At 69.4% G+C, this 24,075-nt stretch carries 18 protein-coding genes; 5 read left to right on the top strand and 13 right to left on the bottom strand.

The genetic code is table 11. From position 1 onward, the window contains the following. Positions 1-6: 6 nt before the first annotated feature. From G3580_RS04055 to G3580_RS04040, 4 genes are all read left to right on the top strand, one after another. Positions 7-1,131 carry an EAL and HDOD domain-containing protein gene (locus G3580_RS04055; protein ID WP_173764050.1) on the top strand — a complete coding sequence of 375 codons (1,125 nt, stop codon included), beginning with the start codon at positions 7-9 and terminating at the stop codon, positions 1,129-1,131. Between the two features lie 128 nt (positions 1,132-1,259). Continuing rightward, a complete protein-coding gene (locus G3580_RS04050; RefSeq protein ID WP_173764049.1) occupies positions 1,260-3,308 on the top strand; it encodes an ATP-binding protein in 2,049 nt (682 codons plus the stop codon). A gap of 52 nt (positions 3,309-3,360) precedes the next feature. Further along, on the top strand, positions 3,361-5,544 hold the full coding sequence (locus tag G3580_RS04045) for an EAL domain-containing response regulator (RefSeq protein WP_173764048.1): 2,184 nt from the start codon (positions 3,361-3,363) through the stop codon (positions 5,542-5,544). Positions 5,545-5,645: 101 nt separating this feature from the next. Next, complete coding sequence (locus G3580_RS04040; protein ID WP_173764047.1) at positions 5,646-5,864, top strand: hypothetical protein; 219 nt, start codon at positions 5,646-5,648, stop codon at positions 5,862-5,864. Positions 5,865-5,919: 55 nt separating this feature from the next. Here G3580_RS04040 and G3580_RS04035 read toward each other — a convergent pair whose 3' ends face one another. The 5 genes from G3580_RS04035 to G3580_RS04015 form a co-directional block, all read right to left on the bottom strand. Next, complete coding sequence (locus G3580_RS04035) at positions 5,920-6,234, bottom strand: c-type cytochrome (RefSeq protein ID WP_173764046.1); 315 nt, start codon at positions 6,232-6,234, stop codon at positions 5,920-5,922. A gap of 288 nt (positions 6,235-6,522) precedes the next feature. After that, positions 6,523-7,098, bottom strand: a complete 576-nt coding sequence (locus G3580_RS04030) for a HupE/UreJ family protein (RefSeq protein ID WP_173764045.1) — start codon at positions 7,096-7,098, stop codon at positions 6,523-6,525. A 171-nt stretch (positions 7,099-7,269) separates the two neighbouring features. After that, on the bottom strand, positions 7,270-8,643 hold the full coding sequence (locus tag G3580_RS04025; RefSeq protein WP_173764044.1) for a PAS domain-containing sensor histidine kinase: 1,374 nt from the start codon (positions 8,641-8,643) through the stop codon (positions 7,270-7,272). A 10-nt stretch (positions 8,644-8,653) separates the two neighbouring features. Further along, positions 8,654-10,117 carry a nickel-dependent hydrogenase large subunit gene (locus G3580_RS04020; RefSeq protein ID WP_173764043.1) on the bottom strand — a complete coding sequence of 488 codons (1,464 nt, stop codon included), beginning with the start codon at positions 10,115-10,117 and terminating at the stop codon, positions 8,654-8,656. A 13-nt stretch (positions 10,118-10,130) separates the two neighbouring features. After that, positions 10,131-11,126: an NADH-quinone oxidoreductase subunit B family protein gene (locus tag G3580_RS04015; protein WP_173764042.1), complete on the bottom strand. Its 996-nt coding sequence runs from the start codon at positions 11,124-11,126 to the stop codon at positions 10,131-10,133. A 158-nt stretch (positions 11,127-11,284) separates the two neighbouring features. On the opposite strand from G3580_RS04015, the gene G3580_RS04010 reads away from it, so the two are divergent. Further along, complete coding sequence (locus G3580_RS04010; protein ID WP_173764041.1) at positions 11,285-12,871, top strand: inorganic phosphate transporter; 1,587 nt, start codon at positions 11,285-11,287, stop codon at positions 12,869-12,871. Positions 12,872-12,908: 37 nt separating this feature from the next. Here G3580_RS04010 and G3580_RS04005 read toward each other — a convergent pair whose 3' ends face one another. The 8 genes from G3580_RS04005 to hypB form a co-directional block, all read right to left on the bottom strand. Beyond that, a complete protein-coding gene (locus G3580_RS04005) occupies positions 12,909-14,354 on the bottom strand; it encodes a sigma-54-dependent transcriptional regulator (protein WP_173764040.1) in 1,446 nt (481 codons plus the stop codon). Beyond that, positions 14,354-16,069, bottom strand: coding sequence for a hydrogenase maturation protein (locus G3580_RS04000; RefSeq protein WP_173764039.1), 1,716 nt, complete (start codon positions 16,067-16,069; stop codon positions 14,354-14,356). The genes G3580_RS04005 and G3580_RS04000 overlap by 1 nt, the downstream gene beginning before the upstream one ends. Before the next feature lie 63 nt (positions 16,070-16,132). After that, positions 16,133-17,179, bottom strand: a complete 1,047-nt coding sequence (gene hypE / locus G3580_RS03995; protein WP_173764038.1) for a hydrogenase expression/formation protein HypE — start codon at positions 17,177-17,179, stop codon at positions 16,133-16,135. A gap of 55 nt (positions 17,180-17,234) precedes the next feature. After that, positions 17,235-19,274 (bottom strand): methyl-accepting chemotaxis protein, encoded by a 2,040-nt coding sequence (locus tag G3580_RS20350; RefSeq protein WP_173764037.1) that lies wholly within the window; start codon positions 19,272-19,274, stop codon positions 17,235-17,237. A gap of 89 nt (positions 19,275-19,363) precedes the next feature. Beyond that, positions 19,364-20,506 carry a hydrogenase formation protein HypD gene (gene hypD, locus G3580_RS03985; protein WP_173764036.1) on the bottom strand — a complete coding sequence of 381 codons (1,143 nt, stop codon included), beginning with the start codon at positions 20,504-20,506 and terminating at the stop codon, positions 19,364-19,366. Beyond that, positions 20,503-20,748 (bottom strand): HypC/HybG/HupF family hydrogenase formation chaperone, encoded by a 246-nt coding sequence (locus G3580_RS03980; protein WP_173764035.1) that lies wholly within the window; start codon positions 20,746-20,748, stop codon positions 20,503-20,505. Before G3580_RS03980 ends, hypD begins: the two co-directional genes overlap by 4 nt. 6 nt (positions 20,749-20,754) lie before the next feature. Then, positions 20,755-23,055 carry a carbamoyltransferase HypF gene (gene hypF / locus G3580_RS03975; protein ID WP_173764034.1) on the bottom strand — a complete coding sequence of 767 codons (2,301 nt, stop codon included), beginning with the start codon at positions 23,053-23,055 and terminating at the stop codon, positions 20,755-20,757. 34 nt (positions 23,056-23,089) lie between these two features. Then, a complete protein-coding gene (gene hypB / locus G3580_RS03970) occupies positions 23,090-24,073 on the bottom strand; it encodes a hydrogenase nickel incorporation protein HypB (RefSeq protein ID WP_173764033.1) in 984 nt (327 codons plus the stop codon). Positions 24,074-24,075: the final 2 nt, after the last annotated feature.

Below are 24,075 nucleotides of genomic sequence, written 5' to 3'. Positions count from 1 at the left end.
CCAACCATGCTGCTGACCCGAGAGCCCGTCGTGAATCGCAACCGCGCGATCACAGCCAACCGACTCATTGCCCACGCGACCTCGGTTGCCGAAGTCGTCGAAGGGCTGCAGCAGTTCGAAGACGAATGGCCGAGCCATCACCCGGTGTTCCTGTGCCTGGGCAAGCTGGTCCCCACCCCGGACCTGCTCGAATGGGCCTTGCCGGAGAACCTCATGGTGGAGATCCCGGCGCCCACCCTGGCCCACCCGAAGACCCAGGAATTGCTGCCGCAACTGCAGGCGGCCGGCATCAGCATGTGCCTGTCGTGGTTCACCCCCGCGGTCGCCCTGCCGCCGGATGTGGACTGGCGCTTCGTGATCATGGACCAGCGCAAGCTGCCGCGCCCGGACGGCAGCCCGGGCCTGAGTCTCGCCTGGGGCCTGAAGGACATCCAGGGCTTCGACGCGGCCATCGAACAGGGCTATGACGGCGCCGCCGGCTGGTTCTTCCTGCATGGTGGCGCACCGGCCAAGGGCATTTCCCCATCCCATGCACAGATCGTGCGCCTGCTCAATCTGGTGCGTCAGAACGCCGAGGTCAAGGAGATCGAAGCCGTCCTCAAGCAGGACGTGGCGCTGTCCTACAAGCTGCTGCGCTACATCAACTCCGCCGGTTTCGGCCTGCGCTGCGAGATCCAGTCCTTCCGCCACGCCGTGACCATCCTCGGCTACAACAACCTGAACAAGTGGCTGTCGCTGCTGCTGGTGACCGCCAGCCGCGACCCCTCCGCCCCCGCCCTGATGCAGGCCTCCATCGCCCGCGGACGGATGATGGAGCGCATCGGCGCACCGTTCTTCGACAAGTCGGCGCAGGACAACCTATTCATCACCGGCGCCTTCTCGCTGCTGCCGGCACTGCTGGGCACCTCGCTGGCCGACCTGCTCGGCGAGATGAGCCTGCCCGAAGTCATCACCGACGCCCTGGTCAACGACGAGGGCGAATTCGCCCCCTTCCTCAAGCTGGCGCGCGCCGCAGAACGCTTCGACGCCTCGGCGCTGCAGCAGATCGCCGAGGACCTGACCATCGACGCCAACGCGGTCAACACCGCCCTGCTCGCCGGGCTACAGTTCGCAGACAGTCTTCAGGCATAAAGTCACATTATGGGCGCCATTGGCGCCGCACCCGGCGCCACCCCTGCGGAAACCGTCACAACCCCCCGTACGCCCCCCCAGTAGAATGCAGGCTGTCTCTTTTTCACGACGCAGCCTGCATTCGCCCGATGGCACCGCCCAACCTGCCTTTCCGTCTGATACGCCCGGCGCCGGACCCCGTCCTCGCCGAGGCCGTGCTGCGCCTGCTCGAGACCCCCGAGCCGGCCTCGGAAGCGCTCGCGGAGCTGGCCATGCGCGATGCCCCGTTTACCCTGGCGCTGTTGTCCATGCGCCCCCTGCAGCCAGGCGAAGCGACCACGCTCAAGCGCGCGCTGACCGAGCGCATCGACGAGGCGGGCGACGCCCTGCTGCGGGCTTGGCTCATGCATACCGGCAGCCAGCAGCTGCAAGCGGACGCGGTCGGACAGCTCAACATGCGTGCCGGCCAGGTGGCCGAGACGGCCATGCACCTGGCCATCGAACTGCGCTACCCGCGGCCGGACGAGGCCTATCTCGCCGGCCTGTGGCATCACGTCGGCGCCCTGTCGCTGCTCGCCTCGACCCGCGACTTTCCGGTGCTTCGGGACCAGCCCGCCACCGCACTCGAACGCCGCCAGGCGGAACGCCAGCGCTTCGGCATCGACCAGATCCAGCTGGCCGCCTGGCTGGCCGAAAGTTGTGGCCTGCCTCCGACCCTGCGCGACGCCCTGGCCCTCGCGGGCGCCCATGAAGAGCATGTCGCCGGTGCCCACCCGCTGGCGCGGATCCTGCGCGCCGCCATCCACATCGCCGGACCCGACGCCACGCTCGACGAGGCCGCCCGCCTGACCGGCCTGGACACGGAACGCCTGTCCAATCTCAAGACGGATGTGGACTATCTGTCGACCGAAGGGCTCAAGTCCCTGGGGATCGGCGCGCCGGGCGCAGCCGAGCACGAGCGCAAGCCGAGCGGCTACCCCATGCTGCCCAGCGGCTGGCGCGCCGTCGCCCTCGGCGGGCTGCTGGCGGGCGCCTTCGAAGGCATCGACGGCAAGCGCCTGAGCCTGCGACTGGGCAACGCGTTCCGCCTGCTGTTCGGCAAGACACCCCCGCTGATGCTGACGGTCACGGAGGGGCAGGTACAGCCCTTGCCGATGGACACAGCGCAGGTCGCCCCCCATCTGATCACCGAACTCGGCCTCCAGGTGGACGACGACACCAGCGTGGTGGCCCTGGCCCTGCGCACCCAGGCCTCGACCAGCCACTTCCCCGGCGGCGACGGCCCCGGCCGCAGCACCCGGGACTGGCATCTGGCCCGCTGGCTGGGAACCGCCGGCATTCTCTGCGTGCCCTGGCAGATCGAGGACACCCCGGGCGTCGCCGTGGTCGGGCTCGACGAACACCTCGATCTGCCCACCGAGGAACAGCAGCTCATGGCGCGGCTGGTGTCCGGCGCCGCACGCGCCCTGGCCGCCGAGCGCACCCGGCGCCGCGCCATGGACCAGCTCGGCGAGACGCTGATGGCGTCCCAGCGTGAGCACATCCGCCGTGTGACCCACGAGATCAAGAGCCCGCTGACCGTCATCAAGAGCTATCTGGGCGTCATCGGCCAGCGCCACCCCGAGGATCCGACCCTGGCCACCGAGCTCAACCAGGTGAGCCAGGAAATCGACCGCGTCGGACGCCTGCTCGGCCAGCTCGCCCACCCGGAGAGCGCCACCGAAGAGCCCCGCTCCACCTCGGTCAGCGGCGTGGTCCAGGAGCTCCAGCACGTCTACGGCGAACCGCTGTTCGGACAGCGCAACCGCGAACTCGAGATCCGCATCCCGGGCGGCTTGCCGCCAGTGGCCATCCCCGCCAGCACCCTCAAGCAGGTGTTGCTGAACCTGGTGCGCAATGCGGCCGAAGCCCTGCCCGAGGGCCACCGCCTCACCATCTCCTCGCCCGGCGTGCTGATCACCGACGGTCGGCACAGCCTTGAGCTCGAACTGGCCGACAACGGCCCGGGCATCCCCGAGCCGCGCCTGCACCACCTCTTCGAAGCGGCCGAGAGCAGCAAGGGCGGAGAGCATCAGGGCCTCGGGCTGTCGATCGTGAAAGACCTCCTCGGACAGTTCGGCTCGTATATCTTCTGTCGTACCCACCCGGAGCGCGGTACCCGCTTCAACCTCTTCATTCCCTTGGCAAAGCCGGCCTGAGTCAGGCATTATCCAAAGGGTTTGTCGTTCGCCCGAACGCGGCGGGGAGTTCATGGTCATTCCTGGCGAAGCACCGTTTCTCGGCACCGCCTCGATCGGCCCCACGGAGACCGACGCCCAATGTCGGATCCTTCTGGTGGACGACGACGCGGCGCTTCGCAACACCCTGCCGCACGTGCTCGCGCAGCCGGGCCGGGTCTTCGAACAGTGCGGCAACGTCGCCCAGGCCCTCGCCCGTCTCGAACGCGAGCGCTACGAGCTCATCCTCCTGGACTACCGGCTGCCCGACGGCACCGGGCTCGATGTGCTCGACTGGCTCGCCAATGCCCGACGCGACGAGGCGGTGGTCATGATCAGTGGCGAGGACGCCATCGACGCGGCCATCGGCGCGCTGCGCCGCGGTGCCGACGATTTCGTGCGCAAGCCCTACCACGTGGCCCAGCTGCAGCGGGCCGTGCAGAACGCGCTGCACAAGGCCCTGCTCGAACGCGCCAACCTGGCCATGAGCCAGCGCCTCAAGGGCTCCGAGCGGCTCCACCGCTATCTGGTCGAAAGCTCGCCCGATTTCATCTTCACGCTCAATCCCGCCGGCGTGTTCACCTACGTGAACCCCCGCGTCGAGAGCATGCTCGGCTACCCGCGCCAGCACCTGATCGGAAAGCCCTTCACCCTGTTGCCGGTGGAGGAGGACGGCGCCCGGGTGGACAAGATGATGAGCGATGCCAACAGTGGCCGCCGCGCCCACCAGTCCCTCGAACTGCGGCTGCGCCGCCATGACCCCACCTTGGGGCGTCCCGGCGAGGCCGTCGTCTCGGTCGCGCTCAACGTGGTGCCCATCCAGGGGCGCAACGCCGACGACATGAGCGACGTCCCGGTCGGGGTCTACGGCGTCGCGCGCGACATCTCGGATCGCAAGCGGGCCGAGGAGATCATCACCTTTCAGGCCTACCACGACCAGCTCACCCACCTGCCCAACCGCATCCTGTTCAAGGACCGGCTGGAGCTGGCCATTGCCCAGGCCCAGCGCCGTGGCGGCCTGCTCGCGGTGATGTTCATCGACGTGGACCGCTTCAAGCTCGTCAACGACACCTACGGCCACTCGGAAGGCGACCGGCTGCTGCTGGGCATCGCCCAGCGGGTCAAGGACACCCTGCGCCGTGGCGACACCCTCGCCCGCCTTGGCGGCGACGAGTTCACCGTGCTGCTGCCCGACATCTCCCATCCCGAAGACGCCGAAATCATCGCGATGAAGATCCAGGACGCCCTGGCAGCACCGTTCCAGCTCAAGAACGGCAGCTTCCACGCCACCGTGAGCATGGGCATCGCCGTGTTCCCGCGTGACGGTGAAGTGGCGGAGATGCTGACCCAGCACGCCGACATCGCGATGTACCAGATCAAGCGCGGCGGCAAGAACGGTTTCCGCTTCTTCGATCCCGACCTGAACCTGCACTATCGCGAGCGCATCAAGCTCGAGAACGATTTGCGCGGCGCGCTCGACCGGGGCGAATTCATCCTTCATTACCAGCCCCAGGTCAGTGTCTCCGAGCAGCGGGTCGTCGGCCTCGAGGCACTGCTGCGCTGGCGCCACCCGTCCCTGGGCCTGATCACCCCACCGGCCTTCATCCAGGTCGCCGAGGAAGTCGGCCTCATCGGCGACATCAGCCGCTGGGTGGTGGATACCGCCACGGCGCAGCTGGCCCAGTGGCAGCGGGACGGATTCCGCGACCTGCGTCTGTCGATCAACCTGTCTTCCCACGACTTCGATCGCGACGAGACCATCGACCGGGTCGCCGAGCGCGTCGCTCATCACGGCCTGCTGCCCGACCGCTTCGACGTGGAGATCACCGAGAGCGTCATGATGCGCGACACCAGCGAAGTGGTCGCACGCGTGCAGCGTCTGCGCGAATGCGGCGTGGGCATCTCCATCGACGATTTCGGCACCGGCTATTCGGCGTTGGCCTATCTGCAGAAATTCCCGGTCAGCAGCCTCAAGATCGACCGCAGCTTCGTGAGCGAGCTCGACGGCCCGGCGGCCATGCCCATCATCGCCGCCATCACGGGCATTGCGCGTGGATTCGACCTGCACCTCGTGGTCGAAGGGGTCGAACAGGCCGAACAGGCCGAGCGCCTGCGTCACCTCGGCTGCGACATCATGCAGGGCTATTTTTTCTCCGCAGCGGTCACGGCAGCTGAGGCAGAAGCCTGGCTCCGGCAGCCCCGCGCCCTGCTCTGCTGAGCGCTGCCCCGCCCCCGCAACCCGGCCACCATCGGCCACGTCAAACCCGTGTCACACGGGCCCCGTAGGCTCCGTCCAGTCCCTTCACGGAGATGCCCGCGATGTCCTTTCGCCTGGTCCATCATCCCGGCCGCGCGCCCCTCGACCGGATCTGTATCGCGCAACACACCGACCCCGCACACCTGAAATGCGACGGCTACGACCGGGCGCGCAGCCTGGGCGACGCCGACGCCCTGTGGCAACCCGGCAACACCCCTGACATTCTCCTCGAGCTGCGCTGCCGCACAGGGGACGCCCTCGTCATCGAGCGGCTCGCGTAGGCGCCGGGCGCAAAAAAGCCAGCCCGCAGGCTGGCTTTTTCGTCGGTGGCCCGACTTACTTCTTCAGGCTCAGAATCCACTCGGCCAGTTTCTTGGCGTCGTCGGGCTTGACCTGGACGTTGGGCGGCATCGGGATCGGGCCCCAGACGCCCTTGCTGCCCTTGAGGATCTTCTCGGCGAGCATGTCGGCGGCACCGGGCTGACCGGCAAACTTGGCGGCCACGTCCTTGTAGGCCGGCCCCACCACTTTCTTGTCGATCGAGTGACAGGCGAAGCAATTGTTGGCTTTCGCCAGAGCTTCGGAGGCCATGGCCGGGCTGGCCAGAACCAGGCCGGCAGCCGCCGCGGTCGCGACAACGAGTGCTTTCATGTGACTATTCCTTAAGCAATGAGGAAACAACATCGGCGAGCCCTTTGGTCAGCCCGCCTCAACCACTTCGCCACCGACATCTGGCGCATCGTCTGGCGACATTCCGGTCAACGCCCGGGGCGTCTCGAAGTTGACACGCATTCTGCCAGTCCGCCGGATCCCCGCCAAGCCCGTCCCGCGGGGATTTGCACCCTGTCACGAAATACCCGCGCGCGGTCACGGGCGATGGATCCATCATGGAAAACGGGCACCACGCGGGTGCCCGTCGTCACGCAGGCGCAAGACCGTTCAGGCGCCGAGCAGCACCAGCCCGGTTCCCGCAATCACGGCACCAAGCGCGCGCTTGAACAGGCGCGACGCACCGTTTCGGGGCATCCAGCCGCCCACGACCATGCCGGCGGCGTGGAGGGTGACGGTCGCCACCGCGAAACCGGTCACGTAGGCCGTCAGGCTGCCATGGCCCATCTCCGCGAAGTGCGCACCGCCATGGAACAGTCCGAAGAAGGCCACCATCGGCACCGCCACCGACAACGGCGCGCGGGCAAGAAAGGCGATCGCGAGCCCGAACACGAGCAGTGACGCGGCGATTCCCGCCTCCTGCAGGGGCAGACCGACCCCCGCCGCGCCGAGCAGCGCACCGCCGACCATGGCCGCCAGGAAGGCGCCCGGCAGGACCCATCGCCCCGATCCGGACTGGCGCATGGCAAACAGGCCGACCGCGATCATGGCCATCACATGGTCCAGCCCGGAGAACGGGTGGATGAAGCCGGCGCCGAAACCGGCGCCGCCGTGGCCGGGGTGCGCCATGGCGACGCTGGAACCGGCCAGTAGCGCCAGAGCGAGAACGAAACGGGATGCGCGCATGAAAGTCTCCTCATTCGGTAGCGACGATGGTTGAACACTAACAAGATGCATGCCAGGACAATGGCGTCCCATTGGCGGCCGGTTGTGAGCCTGGACGGCGGCGGGCCTGACAATGCGGCTTCCACTTCATTGCCACAGGTGGATGCGCGCCGACCGGTCGAACGCCGGCCTTCATTCCGCCGGCCCCTCGTGCAGCGGCAGCGTCACGAGGAACACGGCCCCGCCCTCGGGGGCCGACCGGGCCTGCAACCGTCCCCCGTGACGTTCGACGATGCCGTAGCTGATGGACAGCCCCAGCCCGGTGCCCTGCCCGACCGGCTTGGTGGTGAAGAAGGGGTCGAAGATCCGGTCCACATGGGCCGCATCGATGCCGGGGCCGTTGTCATGAAAGCGCAGGCACACCTCGGGCCGGCCGTCGACGGCGCGCCGCTCGGCCGACACTTCCAGGCGCGGCGGGCTCTGATCGCTGGCGGCATCGAAGGCGTTCTGCACCAGGTTCATCATGACCTGCTGCATCTGCCCGGCCGAGCCGATCACGAACAGCGGCGCGGGCACGTTCAGGGTCACCTCGAACGGGCGCCGCACCGCCTGGCTGACCCAGCGCACCGCCCGCTCGATCACCTCGGCCAGATCGAAGACCTGGTGCTCGTCGCGATCGACCGCGGAGAAGCGCTTGAGACCATCGACGATCTGGCGGGTGCGCTCGGCCCCCTCGATGGTGCCATCGATGAGCGGATCGAGATCGGCGAGGATGCGATCGATGCGCAGACGCTCGCGCAGTGCGGCGAGCGCGCTGTCCTGCGGGGCCGCATGCACCGCTGCCAGGTACTCCTCGAGCCGGCCCGCGTAGCGGCGCAGCGCATGCACATTGCCGAGGATGAAGCTGATCGGGTTGTTGAGCTCGTGGGCGACGCCCGCCACCAGGCGGCCGAGCGAGGCCATCTTCTCCGAATGGAGCAGCTGCTGCTGGGTGAGCTTGAGGTCTTCATGGGCCTGGCGCAGTTGATGGTAGGCCTTCTGCAGCTCACCGATGGGGCGCCCGGTGACCACCAGCCCGAGCGACTTGCCCACGGCGTTGAAGCGCGGCCGGCAGTTGAACGAGGCCGGCACCGCCATGCCGTCGCGACCGGCCAGCGGCAGTTCGCAATCGTGCACCTCGCCAGCGTTGAACGGGCTGAACAGCTCCCGGGCCGTGGCCCGGGCCGCCTCGGTGGCGAACAGCTCGAACATGGAGGTGCCGCGCAAGGCCTCGGCGCTCTTGCCGCACATCAGCTCGAGCGCCGGGTTCACATCCTCGATGGTGCCGTCGCGCCCGCACACCACGAGGATGTCCGACATGGCGGTGAGCACCGAGAAGATGAACTGCTGCGACTCCTCCAGCTTGGCGTTCTTCTCCTCCAGCGCCACCTCGTACTGCAGCAGATCGGAGTAGACCTCGTCCATCTTGTGGATGACGTCCATCCACACGTCCTCGCCGACGCCGACCAGCTCGCCCGGATGGCCGGTGTGGCCGATGTCTTCGTCGTGGTCGTCGGTCTGCGCCATGGCATCTGCCTCAATGCACCGTGCACACCATGCACGGATCGAAGGAGCGCACCACGTGCTGTACCGCCACCGGCATGGTGTCGCCGGCCCCCACCGGGGTGTCCACCAGGGCCTGCTCCAGCGCGCCGGGCACTCCGGAGGCATCCCGGGGGGAGAAATTCCAGGTGGTCGGCGCGATGATCTGGTAGTTGTGGATGCGCCCCCTGCGCACCACCAGCCAGTGCCCCAGCGCGCCACGCGCCGCCTCCACCAGTCCGGTGCCGCAGGCCTCGTCCGGCAGCGTCGTGGGCACGTGGAAGGGCTCGCCCGGCGCCAGCGCGCGCAACCATTGCTCCATCAGCGGCACCACCCGCGCGATCTCGAGCAGACGGCCGATCACCCGGCTCATCACGTTGCCCCCGCCCTGCATCACCAGATCGCGCGCCAGCGGGTGGCCGTCGACCACCTGACGCGACAGGGCGCCGCATTGCACGGTGTGGCCGCGCCAGCGCGGCGCCTTGCACCAGCTGTAGGCGTCGGCCTTGTCGGCGTCCGGATGGGTCTGGCCCTCCAGCGGGTGACGCGCCGTCGCGCTGCCCGCCAGCCAGGCATGGGCGATATCCTCGGCCACGTCCGCGGCATCGAAGGGCGTCACCGCCGCCGCATCGGCGTCCCACACGCCACGGGCGAACCCCGGCACGCCATCGACCGGATAGTTGCCGTGGCTCAGGTAGCGCGGCACCCCGGGCGCCTGGCCGAGCGCGCCCAGGTCGAGGGCGCGGCACAGCTGCAGGAAACGCCCCAGGTCCGAGGCCGCCGGCCCCGCCGTGTCGGCCCAGGCCCACAGCGCCTCGAGCGAGTCGATGGCGGTAACCGCCTCGAGCCGGTCGCCGAACAGGTGGCGTTCCAGCCAGGCGCGGAACTCGCGCACCATGGACAGCAGGCGCACCCGCTCGGTCGGCCCGACCGCCCGCGCCGAGCCACCGGCATGGATGCTGAGGGTATGCGGCCACTTGCCCGCCAGCAGCCCCATGATCCGGAAGAAGCGCGCACGCGCGGCCAGCGCCTCGGCCGTGGCGGCGCCACGCACGGCCTTGAAGCGGGCGGCGATGTCGTCGAACCACGGCTGCCCCGCATAGGCTTCGCGGGCGAAGTCCGGCATGAAGAAAAGGTAGAAGTGGGTCAGGTGGTCGGCCAGGTTCTCGGTGGCCAGCATCAGGTTGACCGCGCGCTCGCCATTGGGCGGCATGCGTGCGCCGCTGGCGTCGGCCAGCGCCGCCGCCGCGGCCACCGACTGGGACACCGAGCAGATGCCACAGATGCGCGGCACCATCACCAGCGCATCGCTGGGCGCCTTGCCGACCAGGATCTGCTCGAAGCCCCGATACATGGGCGAGTTCACCCACGCGGCGGTGACCCGCCCGGCCTCGCTCTCGAGGCTGACTTCCAGATCGCCTTCGACGCGATTGAAGGGGCCGAGAATCTGTCGGCTCATGACCGGCGGCGCCTCACTTGAGCCCGGTCTTGCGATTGACCGGGGCGATCACGGCATGGTCGGCGGTGGCATTGACCCGCACCCGCTTCGGCGTCGCCGACTTGGACAGGGCCGCCAGCGCCACGAACCAGGCCTTGGGCATGTCGGTGGGCAGGCCGATGGGGATGCCCCCGACCTTGGGCGTTTCGGCAAAGGGATGGCCCGGCTCCTCGAAGCCCGGCTCGGTGCAGCTGATGCACGGATAGCCGCCCGAGGTGCACGAGCCCATGCCGTTCCATGGCCGCAGGTTGCAGTCCGCATGGGCCTGGGTGCCCTTGCAGCCCATGTGCTCCATCATGCAGCCCAGGTCCGACGGCTTTTCGGCGCTGGCCTTGAATTCGTAGAACTCGTTGCGCGAGCAGCCGTGATGGACGAGGTGATCGGCGTAGAAACGGGGTCGCCCGAGCGCGTCCATGGCCTCGGCGCCGAACTCCCCCAGCGCCAGCGCCAGCAGGGTCTCGATCACCCAGTCCGGGTGGGTCGGGCAGCCGGCCACGTTGATCACCGGCAGACCACTGCCGCTGCGGTACTCGGCGCCGAGCAGGCCGCCGGACGCGTCACCGTCGTATTGCAGGCCGCAGGCGTCGGTCAGGTTCGCCCCGGCGGCGCTGACGCCCCCGTAGGCGGCGCAGGTGCCGACGGCCACCGTATGGGTCGCCCGCCCGGCCAGCTCGCGCACCCACTCGATCATGGGGCGTCCGGTGCCGGCGAGCATGTGAAAGCGGCCGCTGCCATGGGGGCCGCGCAGCAGCGCGCCCTCGACGCACAGCACATCGAGCGGCCGCGCGCCCGAGGCGCACGCGGACAGCAATTCGACCGCCTCCGCGCCGCTGGCCTCGGACAGGCTCGGGTGCCACAGGAAGTCGATGCCGGCGTCGGCCAGCATGGCCATGAGATCGGGGGTCTCGGCGCACAGCAGCGACATGGTGCAGCCGCCGCAGCCGCCGGACTGAAGCCAGAGGACATTCATGAGTCGTATTGAATCACAGTCGGCCGGCCCCGTCGTCGCATGCGCTGGACAGCGTGCGCCGGCGGTCGGCCCGAGTTACACCAAAATTGATCCATGTTCGTTTATTTCACGTCACAAATCTGAAACAATTCCGCCTTTGCCGACCCGGGGAACGACGCGTGGAACTCCAGCACATCAGCAAGATCGAGCAGGCCACCCAGCCGAGCAGCGGCGAACTGTTCCGGATGGGCATGGGCCTGCTGTTCATCATCGGCGTGATGCTCTACGCCTCGGCCCGGGGCATCGGCGGCCAGTTCAGCGCCATGCTGGTGGCCGCCGCGGTCATCGGCGGCTACATGGCCATGAACATCGGCGCCAACGACGTGGCCAACAACGTCGGCCCGGCGGTGGGCTCCAAGGCCATGACCCTCGGGCTCGCCCTGATCATCGCCGCCATCTTCGAGGCGGCCGGCGCCCTGATCGCCGGCGGCGAGGTCGTCGGCACCATCCGCAAGGGCATCATCAACGCCGCCCTGCTGCCGCGCGGTGACACCTTCATCTGGCTCATGCTGGCCGCCCTGCTCGCCGGCGCCCTGTGGCTCAACGTCGCCACCGCCGTGGGCGCGCCGGTGTCGACCACCCACTCCATCGTCGGCGCGGTGCTCGGCGCCGGCATCGCCGCCAGCGGCTTCGATGTCGCCAACTGGGCGACGGTGGGCCAGATCGTGGCCTCCTGGGTGATCTCCCCGATCCTCGGCGGCCTCATCGCCGCCGGCTTCCTCTACCTGGTCAAGCATCGCATCACCTACCGCGCCGACATGCGCGCCGCGGCGCTCAAGTGGGTGCCCATCCTCATCGCCCTGATGGCCTGGACCTCGGGCACCTACCTGCTGCTCAAGGGCGTCAAGGCGATCTGGAAGGTGAGCTTCGTCGAAGCGGTGCTCTACGGCCTGGTGTTCGCCGTGCTGACCCTGCTGGTGGTGCGGCCGATGATCGCGCGTCAGGCGGCCCGCCTGTCCAACGACAAGGAAGGCGTCAAGCAGCTGTTCACCATTCCGCTGATCTTCGCCGCGGCGGCCTTGTCGTTCGCGCACGGCTCCAACGACGTGGCCAATGCGGTCGGCCCGCTGGCCGCCATCGTCGATGCGCTGCAGTCCGCCTCGGGCGAGTTCCACGCCCAGGCGGCGATCCCGCTGTGGGTGATGATGATCGGCGCCATCGGCATCGCCTTCGGCCTCGCCCTCTACGGCCCGAAGGTGATCCGCACCGTGGGCTCGGAGATCACCGAGCTGGACCAGACCCGCGCCTACTGCATCGCCATGGCCGCGACCATCACCGTGATCATCGCCAGCCAGCTGGGCCTGCCGGTCAGCTCCACCCACATCGCCGTGGGCGGCGTGTTCGGCGTCGGCTTCCTGCGCGAGTGGATCAAGCGCAAGTACGCGCGCATCGAGGACGAGATCAAGGCCCACCACCCGGAAGGCGACCAGGCCGCCATCGATGCCTTCATCGAGCGCTTCAACAAGGCGCCGGTCGCCGAGAAAGGCGTGATGCTGCAGGAGCTCAAGGCCCAGGCCAAGGCGCAGCTGGACCCGGCGCATTTCTCCAAGCAGGAGCGCAAGGCGCTCAAGCGCGTGTATCGCTACGAGCTGGTCAAGCGCTCCCAGCTGATGCGCATCGCCGCCGCCTGGGTGATCACGGTGCCGGCCTCGGCGCTGATGGCGGCGCTGCTGTTCTACACCATCCGCGGGATGATGCTGCCCTGACCGGCGGGCGCCCGACCGGCCGGGCGCACCGACGCATTCACGCCTGTTCGAGTCCATAGCGCGACAGCTTGTTGCGCAGGCCCACGCGCGACAGGCCCAGTTCCTTGGCGGCGCGGGTCTTGTTCCAGCGATGGCGGATCAGGCTCTCGCGCACGATGCGGGCCTCGAGCGCCTCGAGGCGGCTCTTGAGATCGCCGTCGAGACCGGCGAGCAGGGCCAGTTCGGGCTCGTCGTCCGCCTCGCCGGCGCGCAGCACGCGCGGTGACAGATCCGCCGCACGCACCGGCCCGCCGTCGGCCAGCGCCACCATGCGCAGCACCTCGTTGCGCAGTTCGCGCACGTTACCGGGCCAGCGATAGGCGGTCATGCAGGCGACGGTTTCCCGATCCAGCTCCTGACGCGGCGCGCCGATCGAATCGAAGATGCCGTCGGCGAAGGCCTGCGCCAGCAGCGGAATGTCCATGACCCGCTCGCGCAGCGGCGGCACCGTCACGGTGATGGCGGCGATGCGGTAGAACAGGTCCTCGCGGAAGCGCCCCTCGCGCACCTCGGCCTCGAGATCGCGGTTGGTGGCGGCGACCACCCGGGCATCGACGGGGATCGGCCGCGGCGCACCGATGGGGCGCACCTCGCCCTCCTGCAGCACGCGCAGCAGCTTGACCTGGAAGGCCGGCGAGGTCTCGCCGATCTCGTCGAGGAAGATCGAGCCGCCGTCGGCCTGCTTGAACAGGCCCACGCGGTCCTCGTAGGCGCCGGTGAAGGCGCCGCGCTTGTAGCCGAACAGCTCCGACTCGAGCAGCTGGTCGGGCACCGCGCCGCAGTTCTCGGTCACGAAGGGCTCCGCGGCGCGCGCGCTGGCCAGATGCAGGGCTCGCGCCAGCAGTTCCTTGCCGGTGCCGGACTCCCCGGTGAGCAGCACCGGCACGTCCACCCGCGCCACCTTCTCGAGCAGGTCGCACACCGCGTTCATGGGCGAGTCGGGCGCGCGCAGCAGCGCCTCGGTGGCGAAGCTGCGGCGCACCGCCGCGCGCTTGTCGGCCACCCGCTGGCGCATCACCGGCTCGGCCACCTTGAGGTCCACCGACAGGCGCTGGTTGTCCGCCTGCAGGCGGTACAGCTCGGCGGCCCCGCGCAGGGTGAGCAAGAGCTGTTCGGGCTGCCAGGGTTTGAGCAGGTACTGGTAGATGCCGGCCTCGTTGATGCCGGCGATGATGTCTTCCGAGTCGGTGTAGCCGGAGATGATGATGCGCACCGCGTCGGGCCACTTGTCGCGCACCTCGGTGAGGAACTGCACGCCGGACATGCCGGGCATGCGCTGGTCGCACAGGACGATGCGGATCCATTCGCGTTCGAGCACGGTCCGGGCCTCTTCGGCAGAGGCGGCGGTGAACACCACGAAGTCCTCGTCGAGGGTCCGGGTCAGGGCTTCGAGCGAACGCACTTCGTCGTCGATGACCAGCACGGCGGGCATCTCGGCGACCATCAGCGCGCCTCCCCGGCCGGCTCCGGCACGCGCCAGCCAATGTCGCGGTGGCGTGCCAGATGACGCGGCGTCCATGACTGCGGCGTCTTGGCCACGAAGTGATAGCGGGCCACGTGATAGCTCGGATCGAAGCCGAAGAAGTTGCGTTGCATGTGCGCCAGTTCGTCCTCGCGATAGGCCGCCAGGGGCCGCTGCGCCTCGTCGCGCTCGCGCGCCGTGCGCTTGTCCGCCAGCCGGGCGGCAAAGTCCGCATCGGACGCGAGGGCGCCGGCACGACGGGACACCCCGGCGACGAAGGCGTCAGCCGTATCGCCGAAGCAGGCGTCGATCAGCCCGATGCGCTGCGCCGCCCGCGCCAGCAGCGGCAGACGGTCGGCCATGATCGCCTGCGCCCGCGCCTCGCCCACCCGGCGCGGCAGCAGATAGGTCCAGTATTCCGAGCCGAACAGGTTGCCCATGTTCTTGTAGTGCGGATTGAGCACCACGCCCTCGCGCGCCCACACCCGGTCGGCCGCGAGCGCCAGGAAGCAGCCGCCGGCGCCGGCGTTGCCGCGCAACGCGGCCACGGTGAGCTTGTCCGTCAGGCTCAACAGCGCCAGGCACACGTCGTCCATGGCGTTGATGTTGGCCCAGGATGCGTCCGCCGGCGAGGCGGCCGCCTCAATGCGGTTGAGGTGGATGCCGTTGGACCAGAAATCCGCCCCGCCCTCGAGCACCAGCACCCGCGTGGGCCGCCGGCCGGCGGTCTCGATGGCCGCCTGCAGGCGCCGGCATTGATCGGTGCTCATGGCGCCGTTGTAGAAGTCGAAGCGCAGAAAGCCCACCTGGCCGTCGTCGGATTCGCGGTAGCCGATGTCAGCGTCCGCCTCGATGGCCGGCAGCGTGGCCGCCTCGGCCTCGAAGGCCACCGTGGCCGGCAGCTTGAAGGGCGGGTCGCTGTCGGCGCGTTTCACATGGCCGATCCACACCGCACCGTCGACGGTCGCGCGCAGCACCGCCCCGTCGCAGCGGCCGATGAGTTCGCCCGGCGCACCGCCGAGCCCCGGCGCGGGGCGGGCGTCGAACAGATGGCAGGGGGCGCCGAAGAGCGCATCGGCCACGCCCGGAAAGCCGTCGGCCGCGCGGATCTTGCGCAGCACCGTGGCGGTGTCGTCGGCCGCCCAGTCGATGCGCCGGTCGGCCTGGCGCATGAGCTCGCGCCACTGGCCGCGCGCCTCTGGCCAGTCGGCCAGCGCGGTGGGCCGCCATGTGCCGGCGCGCCAGTCGGCCAGGCGGCCGATCGCCTCGCGCACCGCGGCGAGGGCCGCGTCGGTCACTTCGCTGCGATACAGGCTCGCCTTGGTCGCCTCGCGCAGGGCGAAGGCGCGCGTCGCCCAGATCGGTCCGGCATCCATCTGCGCCTCGGCCTGCAGCACGGTCACGCCCCATTCGGTCGCGCCGCCCATGATCGCCCAGTCCAGCGCCGACGGGCCGCGATCGCCGACGATGCCCGGATGCACGATCAGGGTCGGATGCGCGCGCCAGATCGCCTCGGGCACCGCGCGCTTGAGGAAGGGCGCGAGCACGAGATCGGGCGCGAACAGGGCCACCGCCTCCTCGGCCACCGCATCGTTGATGTCGAATTCCACGGACAGCTCATGCCCGTCCTCGCGCAGTTCGGCGTAGAGACGCTGGGTGAGACTGTTGAAACTGTGAGTGAGCAGGAGGATGCGCATGGGCTCAGGCCTCGAATCGGCATTGGCGGGTTTCAACCCGCCATTGGTCGTGGCAATGGATCATCAGCAGATCCTCGGCAGTTGTTCGCCCGAGAGCCAGTCCACCATGCGTTTGCCGCCGAAGCCGGTGCGGATCTGCACGAAGGCGTTGGCGTCCTCGACAATCTCGCCGATGCGCGCGGCGTCGGATCCGAGCGGATGAGCGCGCAGGGCCGCCAGCGCGGCCTCGGCGTGTTCGGCCGGCACCACGACGACCAGCTTGCCCTCGTTGGCCACATACAGCGGATCGAGCCCGAGCAGCTCACAGGCGGCATCGACCTGCTCGCGCACCGGAATGGCCTTTTCCTCCAGCACCATGCCGACGCCGGACTGGCTGGCGATCTCGTTGAGCGTGGTGGCCAGGCCGCCGCGGGTCGGGTCGCGCAGCACCCGCACCGAGGGCGCAGCCTCGAGCAGCTGCGCGATCAGGCCGTGCAGCGCGGCGGTGTCGGAGACGATCTCGGAATCGAAGGCCAGGGATTCGCGCTGCGCCATGATCGCCATGCCATGATCGCCCATCGTGCCCGAGACCAGGATCGCATCGCCCGGCCGCGCCTGGTTGCCCGAGAGCGTGCGGCCGGCCGGCAGCGCGCCGAGCCCGGTGGTGGAGATGAACACCCCGTCGCCCTTGCCCTGCTCCACTACCTTGGTGTCGCCGGTCACGACCGGCACGCCGGCCTCGCGGGCCGCGCGCGCCATCGATTCGACGATGCGCGCCAGATCGGCGAGCGGATAGCCTTCCTCGAGGATGAAGCTGGCGGACAGATACAGCGGTCGCGCGCCCATCACCGCCACGTCGTTGATGGTGCCATGCACCGACAGGCAGCCGATGTCGCCGCCGGGGAAGAACAGCGGCGAGACCACATGGGCATCGGTGGCCATCACCAGGCGCTCGCCGGGGCCGGGCGCCGGCAGCACCGCGCCGTCGTCGCCGGCATCGAGCGCCGGGTTGGCAAAATGCCGCGCGAACAGCTCGCGCACCAGCTGGGCCGAGACGCGGCCGCCGGCACCGTGGGAGAGGTCGACACGACCACGCTTGAGGTCGAGGGGACGGGTGTAGTTGGCTTGCATGGTCCTTCTCTGGCAACTCGCACGTCCCCCGGGCGGCCGGCGCCGCCCTGCCGGATCAGTGCGACGAATACTCCGTTCGGGTCAGGTCCTTCAGGGTGTCGGCGACGCGGCGCGTGTGCTCCGCGGTGCCGTGGGTCTGGTCGCTCGAGGCCTTGATCGCTTCGAGCAGCGACGACAGCTCCTCCACGCCGGAGGACTGGGCCTCGATGTCTTCGGCGACGGTGCCGATCTCGCCGGCCAGATGGGAGATGTCGCGGCCGATGTCGTCGGCGCTGTTGCGGGATTTCTCCGCCAGCTTGCGCACTTCGTCGGCCACCACCGAGAAGCCGCGCCCCGCCTCGCCCGCGCGCGCCGCCTCGATGGCGGCGTTGAGGGCGAGCAGGTTGGTCTGGTCGGCGATCTGCTGGATGGCCTCCACCACGCTCTGGATGCGTCCGCTCGCTTCGGCCAGGTGACGCGCGCTGCTGGCCACCTCGGTGGCGCGCCCGGTGAGCCGGTCGAGAGAGCCGGACGCCTGCTGCACGCTGGATTCCTGCTCGCCGATATGCTCGCCCAGCTCGGCGATCGACCCGTACAGGTCGTTGGCGCACTCGGACAGCTTGCCCGCCGTGGCTTCGCGCAGGGCGTGGGCGCTGGCCAGTTCGCTGCCCAGGTCGTTCATGCCCTGAAACACCCGTGCCATGGCATCGTCCAGGCCGGTCAGGTCGAGCGTGGTCTCGAACTGCTGGCGCTTGAAATCCTCGATCTGGCTCACCACCACGTTGGACAGCCCGCTGAGCTTGGCCACCTGGCGGCGCAGGAAGAAGGCCTTGAACTCGCCGTAGTGGGCGACGAAGTTGTCCACGTACTCGTCATGGAAACGCTGCCCCGCCGCCACCCGAAAGAAGAAGACCGCGGTCAGGGTCTGGTTGAGGTTGAGGCCGAGGATCTCGCCGAAGGTGGAGAAGCCGGCCACCGGCACGCCGTCGAGCACCCGCCCCATGCCCGCCAGTTCGCGGTCGTTGTAGAGGCGGCGCAGGATGCAGTCGTTGAGGATGCCGGCCACCGGTTTGCCCGGCTTGCCCTGCATGAAGCGCTGCATGTCCTGCTCGGTGGTGCTCACCAGGCTCGTGCGGCGCACCAGGTGCAGCTCGTCGCCCGGCGCCAGGTCGCAGTAGAAATGCACACGGCCGTTGTCCAGGTCGATCTGCGACACCGAGCGCACGAACAGCTCCTTGCCCACCTTGATCGCGAAGGAGTACTCGGCCAGCTGCGCTTCGAGCGCGTCCGGCGCGCAGCCGAGCACCTCGCACAGGGCATCGACGAGCGAGCGGATCTGCCCACGGCTGTCGACCACCTGGCTCACGAAGCGCTGCTCGACCGAGGCCGACAGCACGCTGAACTGCTCACCCGCGGGCGCGAAGTTCTGGCTTTTGAGCACGCCGAAACGCACCCCCGGCGCGAGCTTCACGAAGGCGATCAGGGCATGGTTCTCGAGCCGCCGCGCGCCGTCGTGGATGTAGGTGTTGCGAAAATCGAGCTTGCCGCCGGCCGAACCGCCGACGAACAGGCAGGGGAAGCGCCCGGTCTCGTACAGCGCCTCCATGAAGAAGGACTCGGAGGCGGACAGGCCGTCGAACAGCACATAGGCCAGGGTGTCGCGATGATCGATGTCGATGTCGGTGCGGAGCCCCTCGATGTGCCCCGCCAGGCGCTCGATGCGCGCCTTGAGCGGCATCGCCACCTCGCCCCGGCGCAGGTCGTCACACTCCAGCGGGGTGCTGACCACCTGGGCACGGGCAACGATGGAGGCATCGAAGCATTGCAGCACGATGCGGTCCCAGCTGCCTTCGGTGCCGCAGTAGAGGCCGCCGCTCTCGCCGCACAGCTCGCCGGCGGTCGAGCACAGGGCCATGGCCGCGTCCGGAAAGCGCGACCGGATCTGCGCGGCGACCTGGTCGATATCGATGTGCGGAGACACGTAGCCCACGACGAAGGTCGCCCGCATGCGCAGCCCGGCGAGCGCGCCGGCCAGGGCGCGCGAGCTGGTGCTGAGGGTGGCGACGCCCGCGCCCGCCTGCGCCTTGTCCTGTCTGGATCGACTGAAAAATCCCATGCTTGTCTCCTGCCTTTGAGTCGTAGTGCACCCAGCACTAACGGCAGCAGGAGCGGCATCCTTGACCGCGGGCATGACGACCGGCGGCCTCAGGCGGCGACCACGGGCACGTCGCGGAAGCGCCCGTAGTTGTAGTGCGCGGCGCAAGCCCCTTCGGAGGACACCATGCACGAGCCCATGGGATTTTCCGGGGTGCACACGGTGCCGAAGATCTTGCAGTCGGTGGGCTTCTTGACCCCGCGCAGGATGGCGCCGCATTCGCAGGCCTTGTTGTCGGGCACCGGGGTGAAGGCCAGGTCGAACTTGCGCTCGGCGTCCTGCGCGGCGAAGGCGGCACGGATGCGCAGCGCCGAATAAGGCACTTCGCGCAAGCCCCGCCACTCGAAGCTGCGGCGCAGCTCGAACACCTCGCTCACCAGCGCCTGGGCCTTGAGGTTGCCTTCCTCGCTCACGGCGCGGGTGAATTCGTTCTCCACCTCGGCGCGGCCCTCGTTCACCTGGCGGATGAGCATGCGGATCGCCTGCATCACGTCGAGCGGCTCGAAGCCGGCGATCACCACCGGCTTGCGGTACTCCTCGGCGAAGAAGGCGTAGGGCCGGCTGCCGATGATGGTGGACACGTGCGCCGGGCCGACGAAGCCGTCCAGCGGCACCGTGCCCAGCTCGCGCACCTCGGGCGATTCGAGGATGGTCATGATCGCCGAGGGGGTGAGCACGTGGTTGCAGATGACGCTGAAGTTGGCGAGCCCCATGAGCTGCGCCTGCTTGATGACCAGCGCCGTGGGCGGCGTGGTGGTCTCGAAGCCGATGGCGAAGAACACCACCTCGCGCTCGGGGTGTTTGCGCGCCAGGGCGAGCGCGTCGGCCGCCGAATACACCATGCGCACGTCGCCGCCGCGGGCCTTGGCCTTGAGCAGGGAGAGCCGGTCGGAGGCCGGCACCCGCAGGCAGTCGCCATAGGTGCACAGGATCACCTCCGGGCGCTCCAGCACCAGGCGGATGGCCATGTCGATGCGGCCGATGGGCAGCACGCACACCGGACAGCCCGGGCCGTGGATCATGCGCACGTTGGCCGGCAGCAGGTCGGTGACGCCGTAGCGGGAGATGGCGTGGGTATGGCCGCCGCAGAACTCCATGAAGGCATAGCGGCGGCCGGTGTCGGCCTCGCGGGCGATGGCCTCGGCCAGCGTGGCCGCCACTTCGCCGTCGCGGAATTCGTCCACGTACTTCATGCGCTGCCCTCGGCGATGGCCTGCAGGTCGAGACCCGACTCGGCAAACAGCGCCAGGGTCTTCTCGGCCTCGTCGGGATCGAGCTTCGACAGCGCGTAGCCCACGTGCACGATCACGTAATCGCCGAGCGCGACCTCATCGACCAGCGCCAGGGAGATCTCCTTGCGCACGCCGCCCAGGTCCACCCGGGCCATGTCCTCGTCCATCAGTTCCACCACGCGGGCGGGAATCGCCAGACACATCGTTCATCACTCCATGGCGTGGGCAATGGCCACCCAGGCCTGCCCCAGCGCGAGGCCGCCGTCGTGGGTGGGCGCCCGGCCGGCGCGCAGCACCGTGAGGCCGCGAGTGCCGAGGCGGCGGGTGAGCCCCTCGGTCACCAGGGCGTTGAGAAAACAGCCGCCGCCGAGCGCGACGGTGCGCACGCCGGTGGCCCGCGCCGCGTCGGCCACCCACTGCTCGAGCGCGGCGATCAGGGTGGTGTGGAACACGGCGGCCCCACGCGCCGGCACGGTCTCGTCCACCAGGCCGGCGAGCAGGCCGCCCAGATCGAGCACCCGGTCCTGATCGACGGACCAGCTGCCATAGCGCGGCAGTACCGGGCCGTAGCCGGCGGCCAGGGCTTCGAGCCGCATGGCGGCCTCGCCTTCGTACTGCATCACCTCGCAGACGCCGAGCAGGCCGGCGGCGGCGTCGAACCAGCGCCCCATGCTCGAGGTCGGCGGGCAGCGGGTGCCGCGTTCGAGCATGCCGGCGAGCCGGTCGGCGCCCTTCAGGTGACCGAAACGCTCGGCGATGCGATCCGCCTGGCCCAGCGCGAACAGCGCCGAGGCCGCCATGCGCCAGGGCTCACGGGCGGCGCGATCGCCCCCGGGCAGGCGCAGCGGGCGCAGGTGGCCGAGGCGCTCGCAGCGGGCACCATCCACGTGCAGCAGTTCGCCGCCCCAGGCCGTGCCGTCGTCGCCGAGGCCGACGCCGTCGAGGGCGAGGCCGAGCGCCGGTTCGGTCAGGCCATGCTCGGCCAGCACCGCCGCGATGTGGGCGTGGTGATGCTGCACCTCGACGAGGGGCAGCCCGCGTTCCTGCGCCAGGGCATGGGCCACGCGCGTGGCATGAAAGTCCGGATGGCGGTCGCAGGCGATCCACTCGGGCGTACAGGCGAGCACCTTGCTCAGGTGGGCGATGGCCTCGTCCATGGCGACGCAGCTGGCCGCGTTGTCCAGATCCCCCACATGCTGGGAGAGAAAGGCCTCGTCGCCCCGGGTCAGGCAGATCGCGTTCTTGAGATAGCCGCCGGTCGCCAGCACCGGCGGGCCCTTGCGGCCGATGCGGATCGCCTGCGGGGTGTAGCCGCGGCCGCGGCGGATACTCATCGGCGCCCGGTCGACGACGCGCATCACGCTGTCGTCGGCGCGCACCAGGATGTCGCGATCATGGGTGAGGACGAAATCCGCCAGTCCCTGGAGGCGGCGCATCGCCGCTTCATTGTCGATGACCAGCGGCTCACCGCCCGGGTTGGCCGAGGTGACGACCAGGGCCAGGGGCTGCTCGGCGTCGAGCCAGCCGCGCCCGTCCGGACGCCCGGCTTCGTCATGGAACAGCAGGTAGTGCAGCGGCGTGTTCGGCAGCATCAGGCCGATCCGGTCCAGTTCGGGCGCCACGCCCCACAGGTCCAGGTCGGCCTCGGGGCGCTTTTCCAGCAGCACGATGGGGCGTTCCGGGCCGTCGAGCAGGGCCGCCTCGTCGGCATCGAGCCTGGCATAGCGCCGCGCCGAGGCACCGTTGAGCACCATCACGGCGAAGGGTTTGCCGCCGCGCGCCTTGCGCGCGCGCAGTCGCTCGACCGCCTCCGGGTTGCGCGCATCGCACACCAGATTGAAGCCGCCCAGCCCCTTGATCGCCACGACCTGGCCCGACAGGATCGCGAGCAGCGCGTCGGCCACCGGATCGCGGGTGGCCACGCGCACCCCGTCGATGCGGTAGTAGCTCAGCGCCGGCCCGCACACCGGACAGGCGTTGGGTTCGGCATGGAAGCGCCGGTGGGTGGGCGCGTCGTATTCGTCCTGGCAGGCTTCGCACTGGACGAAGCGCGCCATGCTGGTGTTGGCGCGATCGTAGGGCAGCGAATGGGTGATGGTGTAGCGCGGGCCGCACTGGGTGCAGTTGATGAACGGGTAGCGCCAGCGCCGGTCCGTCGGATCGAAGAGCTCGGCCAGGCAGTCCGGACACACTGCCGTGTCCACGCCGATGGCGGTGGTGACGGCGCCGCCGCGACTGGGCCGGATGGTGAAGCCGCGATCCTCCAGGTCGGGGGCGCGCCCCGAGGTGTCCACCTGGTCCACCCGCGCCAGTCGCGGTGCCTCCTTGACCATGCGCACCAGCAGCGCCGAGATGTTGCCGGGCAGGCCCTGCACCTCCATCTCGACGCCGTGCGCATCGTTGCGCACCCAGCCCGCCAGATCGAGTTCCTGCGCGAGGCGGTACACGAAGGGGCGGAAGCCGACCCCCTGCACCACCCCGCTCACGCGGACGCGTCGGCGTTCGAGCATGCGCACGGAGCGATTGGCCGGAGCATCCAAAACGTCAACCCTCCTGCGCCTGGCGCAACTGGCGCTCCAGGTCGGCGACCCGCGCCTTGAGCGCACCCACCTCGGCCCGGCGCATCTGCCGCTGCGCCGCGAGGCCGGCCTCGATCCACGCCAGCCAGGCGTCGAAACCCTCGCCGGTGGTGGCCGAGACGCGGAACACCGTCAGCGCCGGATTGACCCGCAGCGCGTAGTCGACGGCGCGGTCCGCGTCGAAGCTCAGGTAGGGCAGCAGATCGACCTTGTTGAGGAGCATCACGTCGGCCGCCGCGAACATGTCCGGATACTTGAGCGGCTTGTCCTCGCCTTCGGTCACCGACAGGATGGCCACCTTGTGGGCCTCGCCCAGATCGAAGGCGGCCGGGCACACCAGGTTGCCCACGTTCTCGATCAGCAACAGGCTGTCGTCGACCACCTCGAGACGCGGCAGCGCCTGCGCCACCATCGCGGCGTCCAGGTGACAGCCCTTGCCGGTGTTGATCTGCAGGGCGGGCGCGCCGGTGGCGCGGATGCGATCGGCGTCGAAGTCGGTCTGCTGGTCGCCCTCGATCACCGCCACCGGCACCCGGTGGCGCAGCGCCTCGATGGTCCGGCACAGCAGGGTGGTCTTGCCCGAGCCGGGGCTGGAGACCAGGTTGAGCGCGAGCACGCCGCGTTCGGTCAGCCAGTGGCGGTTGTCGCCGGCCAGGGCGTCGTTCTTGCCGAGGATGTCGCGCTCGATGCGCACCATCTCCCCCTGCGACAAACCCGGCGCATGGGCGCGGGCCGGGCCTTCGCCGAAGTGCAGCGCCCCCGCGTTCGCGGCCGGCTGCGCATGCCCGTGTGCGTGGTCATGATCATGTTCATGGTGATGTTCATGGCTCGCCGGCACGGCGACCGGGGCCGGCTTGAACCCGGTGGTCGGCGCCGCGCTCGGCGCCTTGCGCGGCGTTGCGCGCCCGATGCTCACCTCGCCGGCACCGCATCCACAGACTGTACACATTG

The organism is Nitrogeniibacter mangrovi (assembly GCF_010983895.1).
Taxonomy (GTDB): domain Bacteria; phylum Pseudomonadota; class Gammaproteobacteria; order Burkholderiales; family Rhodocyclaceae; genus Nitrogeniibacter; species Nitrogeniibacter mangrovi.
Note: the sequence above shows the minus strand (reverse complement) of the source record. Positions and strands in the feature narration are given on the sequence as shown.